The organism is Bifidobacterium sp. (assembly GCF_022647885.1).
Classification (GTDB): Bacteria; Actinomycetota; Actinomycetes; order Actinomycetales; family Bifidobacteriaceae; genus Bombiscardovia.
In genome coordinates this window covers 1,937,789-1,955,886 of sequence record NZ_JALCLM010000001.1, presented here as the reverse complement: position 1 = coordinate 1,955,886, position 18,098 = coordinate 1,937,789, and the positions used below count along the sequence as shown (strand labels likewise).

Here is an 18,098-nt window from a genome sequence, read left to right as displayed (position 1 = left end):
GCGCTGCAGGACACCACTAGCAGGGATGCATTGATGATTACGGCAATCGATACAGATAGACTCACGCTGAGGAACTATCAGGATCAGGACGCGGCTGCGCTCCTTGTATATAGGGCACACGACGGCCCATTGCTTCGCTCGCGGAAGACTGAGCTTCTTAGCCGAAGCGCAGAGGGACATCCGTGAGAAACTGGCGATGACTTGCAATTGACTGTTTGCACTAAGGGTGATGACCGTCTGATTGGCGGTGTATTGGCGGAATTCGATCAACCTGATACCTCACGGTTGGTCATGCTTGAAATGACAGCCCGGAAAATCCTTACATACTGCATGGGCTTCGACCGCGCTTTCCGAGTGAACACTCGTAGCGCGCATCCGGGAGTGTGCCGATGGTCAAGTTCGCGGCTTCGACTTCACTCCGGGCGATCTCGATATTCTGATTTGATGCCTTCACGCGGTCATGGATGTAGGATCACATGCATTTGTACTCGTCTTCCGAATTCATCCAGTCTCATCCTCTTCTCGACGGCTACCAGATTCCTGTGGAATTCTGTGCTCGGCTCCTCTTCTTCGAAGCCGAGTCCGCGGTAGAACTGAGTGTTCCATGGAACGTCGGCATATGTCCGCAAGGTCAGCTCACGGTATCCACGATCCTTTGCCATTTGCTCGGCCACGCCGACTAGCCGGCCTCCTATTCCCCTTCTGCCGAAGTCGGGAAGCACTGACAACTGTTCCAGATGGGCGATGCCGGAATACTCCAGGATGTGCACGAAACCGACAAGACGTCCCGATTGATGCTCGGCCACTATGATGAAACCACCCTGGGCCAGCCTCTCAGCACCTGTTGGTGCTGAATCCCAGTGCTCAGGGGTGGAACAATTCGAGAAACAGGATGTCCGCCTGTTCCTCGATCGGCGCGAGATACTCAAGGTCAGAGGTATTTGAGGGACGCAGAAACACACTCATATCTCAAACAACATCAGTGCACAGGGCGGAGCCGTGGTTATTTTTCTGGCTGTTCCCTGCATCACGTTTGGTACGCCGTGCCGCTGCCATGCTCAGGACTCTGGCGAGGGCGGGGCTTGGTTGCTGTGATAATGCTGTTCGCATGTGTAAGTTGCCGGATGGTCAGCGAGTCTGGTCATATTGGTGGGCTTGTCTAGGCCTTGGTCTGATGCTTTGGGATTCCAGCAGTAGCCGGGGGAATTCCTCGATCAGTTCTTTGCCGTGGGTGCTGGAGCTTCGGTGGAGTTGTTTGATCTTGGGTCTCCTCCTGTTTGGTGAATTGTTTGATTGTTGCCTTCGTGCTGGTGCATTTCGCGAAGGTCGTTGCGGCTGCGTCGGAGATTGATAATTGGTGTGTTTCTTATACATTGCGAGGTAGAGCAAGTGTTTATTTCATGACGAAACCTTCTGCTCTCGTGTAGGACATTCCGTTGGTGACGTATGGTGCGATGTGAAAGGTGGCTAATCATGTCCAGCATCGAATCATTTACTATCCGCAGAGCCGCAGAAAGTGATGCCGAAGCGATCCACGCATTGAATGAATCCGCTTTGAAATACGATTACCCATTGGAATCCACGCGTCGCAGACTCTTCAACATCCTTGACAGGAAGCGCAGCATAGTCCTCGTCGCAAGCGTGCAAGAGCAAGTAGTTGGTTACATACAGGGCGACATGCTGGAAGCTTCGTACATGGAACCGATGGTCAAGATCGAGGCGCTAGCCGTTGATTCATCGCGGCGTCATATTGGTATCGGCAGAAGACTGATGGAATCGATTGAGCAGTGGGCGGTGGAACATGGCGTCTCTTTCGTCCTCTTGAACTCAGGCGAGGAACGTCATGATGCCCACCGCTTCTATGCCGCTATTGGTTACACTCGTGGCAAGAAGGAAGTGCACTTCACAAAGCAACTACCAAGGAACTAAATGCTCGCATACGGTGTTTGGTGGTGAAAGGTGTAAGGATCACCAGACTTGGTACATCGGCTGGGAACCGAACAAAGTTTGACGATTTAGAGCGCTGCTCGCAGTACCTGCTCGGAGTGTGTCCAGAGTAAAGCTCCGCCGGCGTCGTCTATGACCACACGCTTGGCGGTGGGTATTCTGCTGGTGAGCGTTGCCGTCTTGTCAGGTGAGTGGCTTTGGTCATGTGCTCCGTACAGAATTGTTGTCGGCACGTGAATGCCAGTCAACTTCAGGTTCCAAGGTCGCATGGCGATTAGGGTGTCTGTAACGTATCCTTTGCCGTTTTGCCCGAATCCTTCCTCGAGAGCTTCGCGGTATCGGGTCAGGAATGCTGGCTGTTGGTAGAAGGCCTGATCATTGGGGTGCGAACCATTGATGACCATGGTCTCCATACCTTGCGCAGTGAAGGATGCGAGTATGTTAGCGGCTTGTTCGGGGTCGGAACAGGCAATATCAGCAAGCTGTGTCGCCTCATGTGGCAGCATTGCATGAATGGTCGGATTCGAGATCTCGTCCGCAGGCGATGCGAGCACCAGTCGCGATACCCATCCGTGTAATGCAGCCGAGAGACCGAAAACGCCTCCCTGCGAATTGGCTATTACTGGTATGGATACTCCCCGTATGCCGAGTGTCTGCTCAGCGAAGACACGGTAGTCGTTCGAGGTGGAGTCGAGCGTTCGAGTCTCATACCCGCTGGAATCACCCATCCCTGGCCGGTCCATGGTCAGGAGACGTACGTTGAACGTGTCAAGAAGCTCGTCGCCGAAGCTCATGCTCTTCCCTGTTCCGGCTCCGGCAATGAACAGTATTGGAGTTCCACCTGTCGGCCCGAAAGATCGACCGGAGAGTGTCCTGCCATCAGTCGTTGTTACTCGAAGTGAAGAGCTTTGAATCATGCCGTCAGTCTATGAATACCATCAGACCTCTGGCGGGAGTCGAACATGCTATTTGACGGCAAGAATAAACCCGCAGCACTTAGTGATACGGGGTGATATGTGCAAGCCGGCGCAAATGTCAAGGCGTTGCCACGCATGCTTGGGCATAGAAGCGCGTCGATGACGTTGGGGGTCTATGCAGATCTATTTGACTCAGATCTAAATCATGTGTCTACTGCTATAGACAATGCTGTCGAAGAATGTAGGCAAAATGTGGGCACGGCGAAGGCTGTGGGCAAAAAGAAAGGCTGAAACCGTTGTTGCTCCAACGTGTTCAGCCAATAAAAATGTTCCCTTTGAATCGTCACAAGACCGTCGGTTCAAGGGGAACAAATGCGAGTGGGCGATGAGGGGCTCGAACCCCCGACATCCACCGTGTAAAGGTGGCGCTCTAGCCAACTGAGCTAATCGCCCGCAACGAACTAGAATACAATATCACTAGAACGAATCGCGCGCTGCAAACAACACACGTTATGCATGTAATGCCTATGATGGATTTGAGCGTACGGTCCCATGCAGAGCCCTCACAGCTAAGCTTCAGCAGTTATCCGTGTTGTCTGATGAGGTTATGCTTAACTGAATGAGTCGCAACAATCACGTAATGTTGGATTGTCTGAGTCTGATGCCCTGATGGGCGGGAGGTCGATGTCCTATGGCGCAAGAGCCGGATGCCGAGAAACGTGGATCTGTGATCGCACTTGCTGGAAAGCGCAAGTGGGGTTATGACACGCAGCAGGTCGATGCTTTTCTTGAGAAGGCTCATGCCTTGTACGAGAGTGATGAACCTCGTCTTGGACAGGAGGACATTCAAAATGTGTCTTTCGAGCTAGTAAAGAACGGATTTGTTATTGCTCAAGTTGACGCTGCGCTTGCACGTTTGGAACGTGCAGTAGTTGATAAGCGAACTTCTTGGGAAATCAATCAGCGCGGACGTGTTGCGTGGAGAGCGCAAACCGAATCGATGTTCCAGAAGTTTTCTGAACATGCTTCGCGTGCGGCCAAGGAGCGTTTTGCTGCAGGGAAGTCGAAGCAGTCTTCATACAAACGCAGCCAAGTTGATCGTTTAATCGATCAGATAGCTCAGAAACTATCTATTGAATTAGGGCAGAACCGCCATTCTGAGAATGCCAAAGATTTAGTGGATTTGAATGCTAAACGTGTATCCAACGTGATTTTCACCCAATGCAAAGGCAAAAGAGGCTACGACGAGCGTCAAGTAGATTATTTCTTAAATTTTGCTGTGCAGCTGCTGTCACGCGTTGAATCCTATGTGCGTGTCAACGATTACACTCCTGCGCAAGAAGCCCATGATGTCGAGAGTTCTCAATCTCAAGAAGGGCTCCCAGCCGCATTTCTACCAGCGCAGAATGAAACTGCATCAGCAACCCAGGTAGTCGCACCTCTTTTTGATATGTCAGCGCGGAATAACCGTGTCTCACGCGATGCGGATGCTACAAGTTTTGCCAATGAACCTGCTCAAGACACCAGCTTTGCGCAATCCGGCGGGCAAGACGATGATTTTAACCGTCTAGATGCAGCTGAGAAAGCGATTTTCCAGTCTTCAGCTTCTCCTGTCACAGCTAAGCCTGAGCAAGGAACCCCAGCAGAGAATGTGCAGACGCCCTCCGCTAAGCCGGATTCAGTGAACTCAAATTCACCGAAACAGGATTTGCATGAGTCTGTGAATTTTCCAGGATCTGCAAATGCTTCACTCGCAGCTTTGGCAGCATCGCCTCATGCTGATGTCCAAGTTCCAGCGGGATATTCAGAAAAGCAAGACAACAGCGAAACACAGATTTCTAATTCTCCGCTTGACCGACAGCCAGCTGCTGAAGGTAGCACATTCGCTGTTGAAGATGCGGCTACTGAGCGTTTTGACCCTCTGAGTGTGGGAGGTGCTAGTAGTGCTCAGCCACGATCTTGGGCACCGCAACAGCCTCAGTCTGCAACTCAGAGCGTTGAAAGCAGCAACAAGAGCAATGACTATGAAATCCCCGGCGCAGACAAACCTCACGCGGCTGTTTCAGCGCAACAGGCTGCTTCCGAAGAGTCTGCGGCAGTCGAAACTCAAGCGCTAAATTCTCCAGTTGTTATGCCGGCACCTGCTACAGCTTTCTCTGCACCAAGTGCTGTACCATCGCAGCAATCTCCGTCTGAAACTTACCAAGAAGATCGCTCCGGCGAGGTTGCGGCGCTTAGCGCAGAAGCTACTGCTACAGATCATTCAGCGAAACAAGGTCAGGACCCAGACCAGTATCTGGCAGAGTTGACATCACTTCTTGACAGCTCAACCTTCCCTAAGGTTGATTTGGATATTCCTGACCTCTCATTCCCTGGTTTTGATGAAGGGGACAGCAAACCGACATCTGCTGCTCAAGATTCCAAGGAGTAGTGAGCTCGCGTAGCCTTATGCGGTGCAACTGTGAAGAAGTATCATTCACGTGCGCCGCGATGTGTACATAGTGTCAATAAATGAGGTATTTGTCTCCAAAACTGTGTCTGAAAAGGGCACAGTGGATTGTGTCCAGTTAGTTCGCTCACATTCCTGGGAGGCCAGCGTTGACCTGCTCTACTGCTTCAGTGTTTCAGACACGTAGCGTTGATAATACTTCGTCCGGAGTTACACGAGCAGCAGTGCCTGTAGAAGCAGCACATACTGCTGTCAATCCAGTTCCCAACTCTCCAACTACATCGCTGAATGATCTTGACAGCAGTGATGAGCGCTCCACACGAAGAAGTGTGGTCATATTAGGGTCTACTGGATCCATCGGTACTCAAGCTTTAGAAGTTATCGCTGGGCATCAGGACCGTTTTGTGGTTGTGGCACTTGCTGCCAATGGATCGAATCCTCGTCTGCTTGCGCAACAAATCGCACAGTTCCACGTGCCTATCGTGGCTGTGAGGGAATCAAGCTCTGCTCAAGCATTGCAAGCTCATCTTGAGAGAATGCAAATCAAGGGCACACAGATACTTGTCGGGGAGAGGGCAGCTGCACAAGCTGCAGCGTGTGGAGCCGACGTGGTGCTAAATGCAATTAACGGATCCGTTGGATTGCAACCCTCTATTGCAGCCTTAGCATCAGGTGCTCAACTTGCCTTGGCTAATAAAGAGTCAGTTGTTGCAGGGGGACATTTGCTTTTTGATGCACAAGTACGACCAAAGCAAATCAATCCAGTTGATTCGGAGCATTCGGCGATATGGCAATCATTACGTTCTGGTGCACATCATGAAGTTGCTTCTCTGATTCTGACAGCATCTGGTGGCCCTTTCCGAACGTGGTCCACAGAACGTATGCGCACTATCACTCCTGAGCAAGCGTTGTGCCATCCCACATGGCATATGGGTCCTGTGGTGACTGTCAATTCCTCAAATATGATGAACAAAGGGCTTGAGATTATTGAAGCTAGTCGACTGTTTGGCATTCCGCCGCAGCATATACAAGTCACCGTTCATCCACAATCAATCGTGCATTCTTTAGTTGAATTCTGTGATGGTGCCACCATTGCACAGATGTCGCCTCCAGATATGAAATTACCGATTGCTTTGGGACTGTCGGCACCAGATCGTTTGCCACAAATATCATCAGCCTGTGATTGGTCGCAAGCTAGTCAATGGACCTTTGATGTGGTTAATGATGAGGCTTTTCCGGCAGTGTCTGTAGCTCGGGAAGCGTTGGAAACTTCTGAGAACCACACTATCGCTATGAATGCTGCTAATGAACAGGCAGTGCAAGCTTTTCTGCAGCATAGATTGCCATATCTTGCCATCATCGATGTAGTGCGTGTCACACTCGATCAGATGGATACACAACTCAAAGAGCAGGGTTGGTGTCAAGAAGTTGAACAGATTTTCGAACTTGAACGCGATGCGAGAAGAATCGCCGATTCCTTGCTCGTGAGAGCTGAGAGCTAAGCAAAGAGTCACTGAACAGGAAAGAATAGAGGTGTTATGGTCACCAACGGCGGGGAGTCGCCTGTGAATCTTGCCAGTAACAATCAACAGCATGCCTTTCGGCGCACAGCTGAGGCTGAAACGTGTATTGCTTCATTGCACTCCCGCCGTGAATCAAGGAGGATCATGGTGGGTTCAGTACCGGTCGGTGGTGGAGCCCCAATTTCAGTACAATCAATGACCAATACGAAAACATCTGATGTAGATGCCACTCTTCGTCAAATTGCACAACTCAGCGCAGCAGGTTGCGACATAGTGAGAGTTGCTGTCCCTAATCAGGAAGACGCTGAGGCTCTCCCCGCGATTGTGCGTAAGTCTCCTTTGCCAGTAATCGCCGATATTCATTTTCAGAGCAAATATGTTTTTCGCGCTATTGATGCTGGTTGTGCAGCGGTACGAGTCAACCCAGGCAACATCAGAAAATTCAAACAAGTTGGACCTCAAATATGTGAAGCAGCCAAACAAGCAGGAGTGTCTTTACGAATAGGAGTGAATGCGGGAAGTTTGGATAGTGATATTTATCAGCGTTATGGAGCTCCGACGCCTCAAGCTTTGGTGGAATCAGCAATAAGGGAAGCAAAGCTTTTCGAAGATGTCGGCTTTGTTGATTTCAAAATCTCTGTGAAACATCATGACCCTGTGACCATGATTCAAACTTACCGTTTACTTGCTAGTAAAGGCGATTGGCCTCTGCATCTTGGCGTCACCGAAGCTGGACCACAATGGCAAGGAACAATTAAATCTTGTGTTGCATTTGGTGCCTTGTTAGCTGAGGGGATTGGTGACACCATTCGTGTCTCTCTTTCCGCGCCACCAGTTGAGGAAGCCAAAGTTGGATGCAAAATATTGGAGTATCTGGGTTTACGGAAACGTCACTTCGATTTGATTTCATGTCCAAGCTGTGGCAGGGCACAAGTGGATGTGATTGCCTTAGCGAATCAGGTGGCTGACGGTCTCAAAGACGTTACAGCACCATTGTTGCAGTGATGGGATGCATCGTTAATGGTCCTGGAGAGGCGCGTGAGGCAGATCTTGGCGTCGCTTCTGGCAATGGCAAGGGGCAGATTTTTATCAAAGGCGAGGTTGTTGAAACTGTTGCTGAGGATCGTATCGTCTCAACCTTGTTGCAGCGTGCATTGGATATGGCTGAAAGTATGGAGGCAAAAGAGGACGATAGTACTGACGATATGGTCGTTCAACATCCTGTGGTGTTGCCAATCTTCTCGTATCTGTCGGAACCGCTGGAAACATAGGTGATAGCTCGTATCTTGGAGCAAAGCTCCTTGAGATTGATCAACGATGTTGAGCCGGTGTACGGGCTGTGCGGTTAGAATGACTCCCGTGTCGAATGATGAATATGCAGCTAAGGCGAACAGGGCTTGGAGCCGGTCCAGGAGGTTAATGGTAAGCCTTCCCATTTTCATTATGATGATTGGTATTCTCACATCCGTCTCACACATCACCACTGTTCCTTGGAAAAATGAGCCAACGAATCAAAGTGTTGCTACGCTGTCTTCCGACACTAGTGTCACTTTCAATAATCCTGATAACGTGCATTTGGCAAAAGACGGTGATTATCAAGTTAAGGAACACCACGAGTCATTCGTCGCCACACAGTCATCCACGGGCGATAAGCAAAACATTAATATGCTCATACGAGAGCCTGTAGGGGCCAGCGGGAAGTTACCTGCCATTGTATTTATGCATGGTGCGGGATATGGCACCAGCGATAACTCCTTTGGCGATGTAGCAGAGACTCTATCGTCAGCAGGCTTCGTGACTGTGGTGATAGACAAGCCGGTGTGGAATACCAGCGACGTCAACCGTGATTATCCTGCTTCTGCTAAAGCCTACGACCAGGCTGTGCAGTACCTTCGGAATCAAAGTAATGTGGATTCTGAAAAAGTGGGTATCTACGCCACCAGTGAGAGCACGTGGATTAGTGCATATTTGCTTCAGGACGATCCCAAGATTGCTTTCCAAATTTTGCTTAGTCCGATGGTGAATTCTCCCAGGCATTCTCTAGGTTTTCTGGCGGCTCAGGACTTTGCATTGGTAGGAGCTAATCCAGGCTACCAGTCCATTGTGCGACGACTCTTTAGCACTGACGCAGCTCTTTTTAACTTAGATAACATTGATATAGACACTATGCGCGCAAGCGCATACGCAATTCCGACATTTGTGGCATATGGTTCCAAAGACGTCATGACAGCCCAAGTCGAAGGAACTCAAGAGATACTTAAACTTGCGCATCAAGCGAATAATTGGAATGTGACGGTTCGTAATTATCCTATAGCTAACCATGTGTTGCGATTGGGTGATGAGGCACAGTCAGGTACCCCACTCGCAGACCATTATCCCGAAGATGTGACGGATTGGGCTATAGGTCAGGTCAATAATCTTACCCAGACTTCGGAGCGTGTAGCAGGAGAAACGATTCGTCAATCCATCGCGGTGCCGAGCGATTTGCATGCGCGCCCCACTCTGACGGTGTACATGATCGGGGTTCATGTAGCTGCTATCCTATTTATTTTGGCGTCTATTGTGCTAGCGCTGGTTGCTTTAGGGAGCAAAATCAAGCACATTGTTAAGCACAAGGGGCATGCACTAGGTTTTGTACATGGGTTTGGCGGTATCTTGCTGTTGATTACAGGCACTACTTTGGCTACCTTGTTGCTCTTTATCTCAGGATTAGGGCAGGTGGTTGTCGGGGTAGTTAAACTTGCTTGGGGAGGGGCTCCAGAGCCTGCTGGCATGATTTATTGGAGTTGGCCAGTAATTCAAATTGTCTCCACATTAGTAGTATGGGCTTGGTCGAGAATTTTTGGGCGTCTATTTGAAGTCGCTTCTTTGCGTGGACTCACGTCGATACACCAAGATGCAGCAGGTTTGAGTGCTGAGGAGAAGCTTGCTATAGCACAGCAGAAGAGCAAACCAGTATTGGCTTCGACCAGACTTGGCCGTGCATTATTCGTAATTACTACGCTGGCGATGTTCTGTATTCTGCTGGTTTTTGCATTTTGGGGATTATTTGTGTATTAAACGAATGCTGGATTAGGCAAGTACTGGATTAGGCAAATAGACGAATCTGCTTCCCTGCTATCTCCACAGTGAGAGTCAGTGCGGTAGTGTCAGAAGCTACAGGGAGGTGGGCAGTGGTCACATATCGTGATGAAGCAGTAGTGCTCACCACAGTTAAGTTAGGCGAGGCAGATCGCATCATCACCTTGCTCAGCAGGGAACATGGAAAGATTCGTGCAGTTGCTAAAGGGGTACGACGTACGAAATCGAAATTTGGCGCAAGGCTTGAACCTTTTATGCGCACGGATGTGCTGATTGCCGAGGGAAGAACTCTGGATAGAATTACTCAAGCCGCCAGCATTATGCCTTATGCAGACTTGATTTGTGGTGATTATGACTTGTATACCAATGGCTCAGTCATTCTTGAAACGATTAATAAACTGCTCAGTAGTGAGCACGAGTCAGCGAAGGATCAATATTCCTTACTGGTGGCCGCTTTGGCATCCTTATCTAGGCACCGTCACCGTCCTGAGCTGATTAGTGCCTCCTATGTGATGCGCTCATTAGCTCTTGCTGGCTGGTTCCCACGATGTGACTCCTGTGTGGTGTGTGGCAGGCGAGAAGGTTTAGATTTTTTCTCTGTTCCTGCTGGAGGTGTGATGTGTAGCAATGACCGGACGCCGGAGGCTAGGCGTATATCTGCTCATAGTTGCACAGTGCTGAACGCATTAGTTCATGGTGACTGGTCTGTTTTGGATGTTGCCGGTGAAACTGCTGAGCACGGCAGGCACGGTGAGAGAGTTGCAATTGACCCACTATGCGCACGTATTGTTGAGGAATGGGGCGAATATTATCTTGAGCGGCCGATTCGTTCACTACGCTTGTTAGATTCGTGACCATGAGCTTTGAACAGGTTGATTACACTTCATTGGATATACCGGCAGCACCCTTTTCCGAACCATCTCGCATCCCTGATTTTCCAAAGAATGCCGTACCTCGTCACGTAGGCGTGATTATGGACGGTAATGGGCGTTGGGCTAAGCAGCGTGGCTTAGAACGTACAAAGGGTCATCAGGCAGCGGAGCCAGTGGTTTTCGATACGATTGCGGGTGCTATTGAGTCTGGTGTTCGTTATTTGAGTCTGTATACTTTTTCTACTGAGAATTGGAAGCGTAGCCCAGCTGAAGTGCGATTTTTAATGGGCTTTTCGCGTGACATTATTCATAGGCGTGTGGCGCAGATGGATGAGTGGGGCGTGCGAGTTCGTTGGTCAGGGCGCAGACCCAAATTATGGAAATCTGTAATTGACGAACTAGAAGTCGCTATGGATCGGACCAAGAATAATTCAGTGATTGATGTAGTATTTTGCATCAATTATGGAGGTCGTGCAGAAATAGCTGACGCGGCGAGTGCAATCGCCAAAGAAGTGGCATCTGGCAAAATTAAGGGCGGCAGGGTTACAGAGAAGATGATTGCTGAGCATCTGTATAACCCTGATATTCCTGATTGTGATCTGGTAATTCGTACTTCAGGCGAGCAACGCACGAGCAACTTTCTCCCTTGGGAAGCTGCATATGCTGAACTCGACTTCGTGCCAGAGTTGTTTCCGGACTGTGGGCGTGACGTGCTGTGGAGATCTATAGATGATTACATTCACCGAGATCGTCGTTTCGGTGGAGTCAAGGCATAACGTCATAAATAACCGATAACTGCACCAAGAGGAGAGCAATTCATTGCCAATGTTGCTCTAGAACTGTCATTTTGCTGCAGTTATCTGTTATTTGGGCTGCGGTTATTGCTGCTTATTGAGGATTTCGTCTACTAATTGTGGTTTGCGGGTGAGCTGGCCTGTAAAACCTGGCCGAATATCGAGTTTCAGTGTGACTCCGGTGCGATACCCCTGGCCAGCGAGCTTCATAGTGGCATCTTTTACGACCGCTAGAACTTCATCCAAGTCGCCCTCGATGTTGGTGAACATTGCATTGGTCTCATTTGGGAGACCAGAGTCGCGAATGGTGGCCACTGCTTGTGCGACATATTCTGATAATTCATCGCCAACCCCACTTGGCGCAATACATAAAGCAGCAACAGTATTGATATAGGGCTTGTCACTATCTGAGTGGTGTTGTTCTGTAGGTGATTCCATGCTGGTCTCCTTGGTGTTTGTTGATTTCAAGATTGTTGATGTTTTGCGCTGTTCCAAGCTTCAATGAGTTGTGTTGTAGCTAGTTCTGGGTCTGACTTGCCTGCGATAGCTGAAATGACAAACCACCCTGCCACTTTGGTTTGTGCCAATGCAGGCATGTCGTCGACTGTCACTCCACCACCTGCTACAACGGGGTAGCTACTAACTTCGGATAATCTTCTAATACCCTCAATTTCAAGATTATGTGCAACGCCATGCTCGTCAATACCTGCATCGGGTTTGCTTGTGGTTGGATGCACGGGACCAGCGCCAACATAATCAATGACTCCCGCAGGCAGGGCGTTAATGATGTCAATCAGGTGTTCTGTATTTGCTGATAAGCCAACAATTGCGTCGGGTCCCAGCAATTTGCGACAGTATTCCACACTGATATCAGTTTGTCCAACATGTACGCCATCGACTTTAATGCCTTCACATCGAGCTTGCCACGTTGCATCCAGACGGTCATCGATAACCAATGGAACGGTAGAACTCTTGCCCGCATCAGCTATGGCCTGAGCAATTTTTTTTGCCATATCAATAATCTCTGAGGCATCTGAATGTTTAGCGCGCAACTGTACAAAGCTGATGCCTGCGCGTAATGCCGCTGCCACAATGTCCTCGACCTTGCGGCCGTGAGTGTCATCTGGGCCGAGCACCAAATATGCCGACAAGTCGAAGCTGTTACGCATAGAAGGAAATTGCGAGGACGTGGACTGCTGTGAATAAGAATGTTGCGGAGAAGAGTGTTGCGAAGTCATTATTGTCCTTTGTATGTCAGCGATTGAAGGCTATCGCCGAAATCACTAGTTGGAGAGAAGAATCGCACCTTGGGCGATATCAGTTGCGCTCGTGTTCCATAGGGCATCCAAGAATGCGCTCTGGAATGTGCCTGGTCCTGCTGCTGTCTCTGCTGCAAGGTGAGAGGCGCAGTTGAAATGAACTGAAGCTGCGATTGCCGCAGTCAGCGCTTCACTCACGGCCAGATAGGTGCCGGTTACTCCACCGAGTGAGCATCCTGCTCCTGTAATTTTTGTCATCATCTCGCTGCCACCAGGAAGGCGATATACGTCGGCTCCATCAGTTACCAAATCAACTGCACCAGACACTGCAACCGCAGCTGTGCCTGTGGAACTGTGTGAAGAGAGGAAACGCGCCAGAGTCAATGCCGCATCCTGTGCCTGATCGACCTCGTCAACAGACTCGACACCTGCTGGACGGGTTGTTTCATCGCTTCGTAGGGTAGATTCAGAGGCCACATCCAAATTCCATATGTGGGTAAGTGCAATAATTTCTGAGGCATTGCCTCGCACAATCGTTGGAGGATTCTCTTTAAATGACTGCAAAATAGCGGTACGTGTTTTGCCGAGTCCTGCTGCCACTGGATCTAGCACCCAAGGTTTGGCGGAGGCGTTCAGCTCTTTGGCTATTTGGGGGAGTGCTGTGGCGAAGAAAGGCAGCAAGGTGCCCACATTAATGTAGGTTGCTCCTGCAATGGCACTCACGTCTGCGATATCGTTAGGAAGGTAACTCATGGCAGCAGTGCCGCCAACAGCTAGTTGAGCGTTGGCTACCAAATTTATGGTGACGAAATTCGTGAAAGATTGTGCCAGTGGTGTGCGTTGTCGCACTAGACGAGCGGCCTGTTCAATCGCCTTACGGATTGGATGGTCGGCTTCCAACGGTGTTGATGTAGTGGATGAAGCGGTATCAGACATTTCATGTCTCCCTACGATGGTCTTAACCAACAGGTTCGAAGGGACTGACATAATGCCGTCGTGACATCGTGCCATCTCAACTCTTCCGAGTGCCCCTGCATGTGCTCTTGAACCATAAGAAATCCCTTGGACAGCCCGCATTCGGCCAGGAAATGAGATAACTGCAATAAAAGTGCAGTTATGGACCACATTTTTCGATATTTATCTGCACTTTTATTGCAGTTATCTCTAAATGATGTATTTGAAAGGGTGTCAGAGTCTCGCTATAGACTCTATCGAGTCAAAACCCTTGAAAAACTCTCAACAGAAGGTGTTCCGTGGCTGAATCCAAACTCGATGCAGTGGTGTCCCTTGCGAAGCGCCGTGGCTTCGTGTTCCCCGCAGGGGAGATTTACGGAGGCACACGCTCAGCGTGGGATTATGGTCCTCTTGGAGTAGCGCTAAAAGACAATATCAAACGCGAGTGGTGGCGTTCGATGGTCATTACCAGAGGTGACGTCGTAGGCGTTGATACTTCGGTAATTCTTCCTACTCCGGTGTGGATCGCTTCTGGTCACGTATCGGTGTTTAACGACCCATTAATTGAGTGCTTATCATGTCATAAACGCCATCGTGCCGACACCTTAGAAGAGGCCTACGAGGAAAAGCATGGTCATGCGCCCGAGAATGGTTTGAAAGATATTCCGTGCCCAGATTGCGGTACTAAAGGTAACTGGACTGAACCACGCGACTTCAATATGATGTTGCAAACGCATCTTGGTCCGGTACAGGACGACCACAGCCTGCATTATCTTCGACCAGAAACCGCTCAAGGTATTTTTGTTGATTTCAAGAACGTGATGGGTTCTTCACGTTCAAAGCCTCCTTTCGGTATCGCGAATATGGGCAAAAGCTTCCGCAATGAGATAACCCCAGGAAACTTCATCTTCCGCACACGCGAGTTTGAACAGATGGAGATGGAGTTTTTTGTGGAGCCAGGCACGGATGAAGAATGGCATCAGTACTGGATTGACACCCGCACCAGGTGGTACACAGATTTGGGTGTAAATCCAGAGAACCTTCGTCACTATGAGCATCCGAAGGAAAAACTAGCTCATTATGCTAAGCGAACCGTTGATCTTGAGTATCGCTTTGGATTCCAAGGCTCCGAGTGGGGTGAGTTGGAGGGTGTGGCGAACCGCACTGATTTCGATTTGAGTTCGCATGCTGAGCATTCTGGCGAGGATTTGAGCTATTTCAACCAAGCAACTGGCGAGCGGTACATCCCATACGTTATTGAGCCTGCTGCTGGCCTTACCCGTTCGCTGATGGCATTCTTGGTGGATGCTTATGACATTGACGAAGCGCCAAACACTAAGGGTGGCGTGGATAAGCGCACGGTATTGCACCTTGACCCAAGGCTCGCGCCAGTGAAAGCTGCGGTGCTGCCACTATCTAAGAAACCAGCATTACAAGGAATTGCACACAATCTTGCTGCTGACCTTCGCCAGCATGACTGGATGATTGATTACGATGAAGCGGGTGCTATAGGACGTCGTTATCGTAGAGAAGACGAGATTGGTACACCAGTGTGCATCACCGTTGATTTCGATACGATTGATGATCAAGCCGTTACAGTTCGTGACCGTGACAGCATGGAACAGCAGCGTATTTCTCTTGACAAGGTCGCTGAATTCGTCAATGATCGCATCAAGGAAAAGCGTGTGAAGTATCCGGAGGGTCCTGCTTCTATAACTGGATTGCAGGCTGCTGATGGAGCAATGGATGTCAATAAAGAAGCGGGACAGGATGAATCTGCCCCAGTGAAGGTGGCCGAAGCTGGTGGCAATTACTGATTCTTCTCAACAGGCGTTTACGGTACAGGGCATTAAGCTAGGTTCTTTGGATGTTCCTGTACCTGTGATGCTTTCGCCAATGGCTGGTGTGACAAATTGGCCTTTTCGATTGTTGTGCGAGAGCTACGGCCCTCAAGGTTTATATGTCGCAGAGATGATAACGGCTAGAGCTTTAGTCGCTCGCAATCCCAAAGCATTCCGTTTATGTCGTTTCGCTCCTAGCGAAGATCCGAGATCTTTACAGCTTTATGGAGTCAATCCAGGAATTGTTCAACAGGCTGCACAGATAGTTGTTGACGGGCATATGGCTGATCATGTCGATCTCAACTTTGGCTGCCCTGTGCCGAAGGTTACTCGTCGTGGTGGCGGTTCTGCCTTACCGTGGAAGCTTGATGTGTTTGCAGAATTGATACGCCGTGTGGTTCGTGTGTGTGAACCTGCTGGTATTCCAGTAACCGCGAAGATTCGTGTGGGCATCGATCATGAGCATGAAACGTATCTGGATGCAGGTCGTATTGCGCAGGAAGAGGGATGCGCAGCGGTGAGTTTGCATGCACGAACGACGGCGGAATATTACGGTGGGCACGCAGATTGGCATCGCATCACCGAGTTAGCAGCGGCCCTGACCATTCCTGTTTTTGGCAATGGAGATATTTGGGGAGCGCAGGATGCTCTCGATATGATGCAGCAGACAGGTTGCGCAGGTGTGGCTATCGGTCGTGGATGTCAGGGTAGGCCTTGGCTATTTGCTGATATTAAGAATGCTTTTAATGGTTCGCCGGAACGTGTTGATCCTACCCTCGGAGAAGTCGGAGCAGTCATAGAACAGCATGCGCGGCTACTTACTGAGTTTTACGATGGTGATGAAGTTATGGCTGTTCACGATTTACGAAAGCACATTGCTTGGTATCTCAAAGGCTTCCCTGTTGGTGGTACGACTCGCAGAGCTTTTATGGAATCTGAAACGCTCTCAGATATAGAACGCCATGTGCAAGAACTTGATTCAGATGCGCGTTTCCCCGAGGAAATGGCGAATAAGCCCCGAGGGCGGGTACGATATGCAAAAAAAGTTCATCTTCCGTACGGTTGGTTGGATTCTCGAGAGCTCTCTGTTGAAGGGCGTGAAGCGCTGTTCGGAGATGACCCTATGGATGCATCGTATTGAGGGGCAAAGCGTGAGAAGACAGAAAAGTGCGGCAAGATGACAGAAAATCAATGCAAACACGCGCAAATTTCCATCGAAGCGCGTCGTAACTGCGATAGAGTGAGTCTAACCGTGAGTGACAGGAGCATACTGTGAGCGAGATTGCCCAGACTGACAATTTCAACGACAAGACCAGCATTAAGGTCGTCGGTGTCGGAGGAGCTGGTGGTAATGCGGTCAATCGCATGATCGCTGAGGGGCTGCAGAACGTCCAGTTCGTGGCGGTTAATACCGATGCGAAAGATTTGCTGCGTTCGGAAGCGGATGTGAAAATCTCGCTTTCCGATAACAACAGTCGAGGATTAGGTGCAGGAGCCGACCCTGAAAAGGGTGCCAAGGCAGCACAAGACCACCAGTCAGATATCGAAGAAGCTATTAAAGGCTCAGACATGGTCTTTGTTACCGCTGGAGAGGGTGGTGGCACAGGTACAGGAGCGAGCCCATTGGTTGCGCGTGCTGCTCGTCAGCTTGGTGCCTTAACCATCGCTGTGGTCACACGTCCATTCACTTTTGAAGGCCCACGGCGAGCATCTTCTGCTGAATCAGGTATTGAGAATCTTCGGAAAGAAGTTGATGCTCTTATCGTTATTCCGAACGATCGCCTTTTGGATCTTTCGGATCGCACCGTCAGCGTGATCGATGCATTCAAAACGGCCGATACTGCTTTACTGGCTGGAGTACAAGGTATCACCGATCTCATCACCATGAACTCATATATTCATGTTGATTTCTCTGATGTGACTGCAATTCTTAAAGACGCCGGTACTGCACTATTCGGTATTGGTGCTGCACGGGGTGAAGACAGAGCTACACAAGCTGCTGAAATTGCTATCAGCTCACCTCTGCTTGAAGAGAGCATCGAAGGTGCTCACGGCGCACTGATTAACGTCGCTGGTCCGACGGATCTATCCATGCAGGAGGCCTCTGCAGCTGCACAGCTTGTTCAAGATGCTATTCACCCAGAAGCACAGATTATTTGGGGTCTTGCGCTGGATGATTCTTATGGTGATGAGGTGCGCGTAACAGTTATCGCCGCTGGATTTGATCCAAACAAAAAAGATGACGAAGCACAGCAATACGATAGCGCTCGTACCACGCAACGTAACGCTCAAGAGGTCCCACCGCTGACAACAGCTGCTCCAGCCAAAGATAGCCAACCGCAGGATGAAGCCGTTTCCGACGAGACATCAGAGCATGATGTGGTGCAGCAAGCTCCGACCCCACAAGGACAGCAGGATCCTGGCGATCTCGATATTCCTGACTTTCTTCGCTGAGACGATT

At 49.8% G+C, this 18,098-nt stretch carries 14 protein-coding genes, 1 tRNA gene and 2 pseudogenes; 11 read left to right on the top strand and 6 right to left on the bottom strand.

Translation table 11 applies throughout. From position 1 onward, the window contains the following. Positions 1-458 precede the first annotated feature (458 nt). Positions 459-962 carry a GNAT family N-acetyltransferase gene (locus LKI20_RS08260; protein ID WP_291772691.1) on the bottom strand — a complete coding sequence of 168 codons (504 nt, stop codon included), beginning with the start codon at positions 960-962 and terminating at the stop codon, positions 459-461. A gap of 511 nt (positions 963-1,473) precedes the next feature. Here LKI20_RS08260 and LKI20_RS08255 point away from each other — a divergent pair. After that, a complete protein-coding gene (locus tag LKI20_RS08255; protein ID WP_291772689.1) occupies positions 1,474-1,929 on the top strand; it encodes a GNAT family N-acetyltransferase in 456 nt (151 codons plus the stop codon). An 86-nt stretch (positions 1,930-2,015) separates the two neighbouring features. On the opposite strand, the gene LKI20_RS08250 is transcribed toward LKI20_RS08255, so the two are convergent. After that, positions 2,016-2,864: an alpha/beta fold hydrolase gene (locus LKI20_RS08250; RefSeq protein WP_291772686.1), complete on the bottom strand. Its 849-nt coding sequence runs from the start codon at positions 2,862-2,864 to the stop codon at positions 2,016-2,018. Between the two features lie 99 nt (positions 2,865-2,963). On the opposite strand from LKI20_RS08250, the pseudogene LKI20_RS09845 reads away from it, so the two are divergent. Next, positions 2,964-3,155: pseudogene (locus LKI20_RS09845) on the top strand (hypothetical protein); the annotation flags it as partial. 88 nt (positions 3,156-3,243) lie between these two features. Here the strand turns inward: LKI20_RS09845 and LKI20_RS08245 are convergent. Further along, positions 3,244-3,317 (bottom strand) — tRNA-Val (locus LKI20_RS08245). A 238-nt stretch (positions 3,318-3,555) separates the two neighbouring features. Between LKI20_RS08245 and LKI20_RS08240 the strand changes: the two genes are divergently transcribed. The 6 genes and pseudogenes from LKI20_RS08240 (at position 3,556) to LKI20_RS08215 (ending at position 11,565) form a co-directional block, all read left to right on the top strand. Continuing rightward, complete coding sequence (locus LKI20_RS08240; protein ID WP_291772684.1) at positions 3,556-5,295, top strand: DivIVA domain-containing protein; 1,740 nt, start codon at positions 3,556-3,558, stop codon at positions 5,293-5,295. 302 nt (positions 5,296-5,597) lie between these two features. Next, positions 5,598-6,815 carry a 1-deoxy-D-xylulose-5-phosphate reductoisomerase gene (dxr, locus tag LKI20_RS08235; protein WP_291773480.1) on the top strand — a complete coding sequence of 406 codons (1,218 nt, stop codon included), beginning with the start codon at positions 5,598-5,600 and terminating at the stop codon, positions 6,813-6,815. A 36-nt stretch (positions 6,816-6,851) separates the two neighbouring features. Next, a pseudogene (gene ispG, locus LKI20_RS08230) lies at positions 6,852-8,107 on the top strand (flavodoxin-dependent (E)-4-hydroxy-3-methylbut-2-enyl-diphosphate synthase). Positions 8,108-8,255: 148 nt separating this feature from the next. Further along, a complete protein-coding gene (locus tag LKI20_RS08225) occupies positions 8,256-9,896 on the top strand; it encodes an alpha/beta hydrolase family protein (RefSeq protein WP_291772680.1) in 1,641 nt (546 codons plus the stop codon). A 113-nt stretch (positions 9,897-10,009) separates the two neighbouring features. Further along, a complete protein-coding gene (recO, locus tag LKI20_RS08220; protein ID WP_291772677.1) occupies positions 10,010-10,771 on the top strand; it encodes a DNA repair protein RecO in 762 nt (253 codons plus the stop codon). A 2-nt stretch (positions 10,772-10,773) separates the two neighbouring features. Then, complete coding sequence (locus tag LKI20_RS08215; RefSeq protein WP_291772675.1) at positions 10,774-11,565, top strand: isoprenyl transferase; 792 nt, start codon at positions 10,774-10,776, stop codon at positions 11,563-11,565. 102 nt (positions 11,566-11,667) lie between these two features. Here LKI20_RS08215 and LKI20_RS08210 read toward each other — a convergent pair whose 3' ends face one another. Genes LKI20_RS08210 through LKI20_RS08200 form a run of 3 tightly spaced genes read right to left on the bottom strand, consistent with a single transcriptional unit; the run spans position 11,668 to position 13,778 of the window. Next, entirely contained in the window at positions 11,668-12,021 is a 354-nt protein-coding gene (locus tag LKI20_RS08210) for a thiamine-binding protein (RefSeq protein WP_291772671.1), read from the bottom strand. 26 nt (positions 12,022-12,047) lie between these two features. After that, positions 12,048-12,821: a thiamine phosphate synthase gene (locus LKI20_RS08205; protein WP_291772668.1), complete on the bottom strand. Its 774-nt coding sequence runs from the start codon at positions 12,819-12,821 to the stop codon at positions 12,048-12,050. A gap of 45 nt (positions 12,822-12,866) precedes the next feature. Further along, on the bottom strand, positions 12,867-13,778 hold the full coding sequence (locus LKI20_RS08200; RefSeq protein ID WP_291772665.1) for a hydroxyethylthiazole kinase: 912 nt from the start codon (positions 13,776-13,778) through the stop codon (positions 12,867-12,869). A 317-nt stretch (positions 13,779-14,095) separates the two neighbouring features. Here LKI20_RS08200 and LKI20_RS08195 point away from each other — a divergent pair, with 317 nt between their 5' ends. The 3 genes from LKI20_RS08195 (at position 14,096) to ftsZ (ending at position 18,091) form a co-directional block, all read left to right on the top strand. Continuing rightward, positions 14,096-15,613, top strand: coding sequence for a glycine--tRNA ligase (locus LKI20_RS08195; RefSeq protein ID WP_291772663.1), 1,518 nt, complete (start codon positions 14,096-14,098; stop codon positions 15,611-15,613). 67 nt (positions 15,614-15,680) lie between these two features. After that, positions 15,681-16,778, top strand: a complete 1,098-nt coding sequence (gene dusB, locus LKI20_RS08190) for a tRNA dihydrouridine synthase DusB (protein ID WP_434734955.1) — start codon at positions 15,681-15,683, stop codon at positions 16,776-16,778. 131 nt (positions 16,779-16,909) lie between these two features. After that, positions 16,910-18,091 carry a cell division protein FtsZ gene (gene ftsZ, locus LKI20_RS08185; RefSeq protein WP_291772658.1) on the top strand — a complete coding sequence of 394 codons (1,182 nt, stop codon included), beginning with the start codon at positions 16,910-16,912 and terminating at the stop codon, positions 18,089-18,091. The last annotated feature ends 7 nt before the right edge of the window (positions 18,092-18,098 follow it).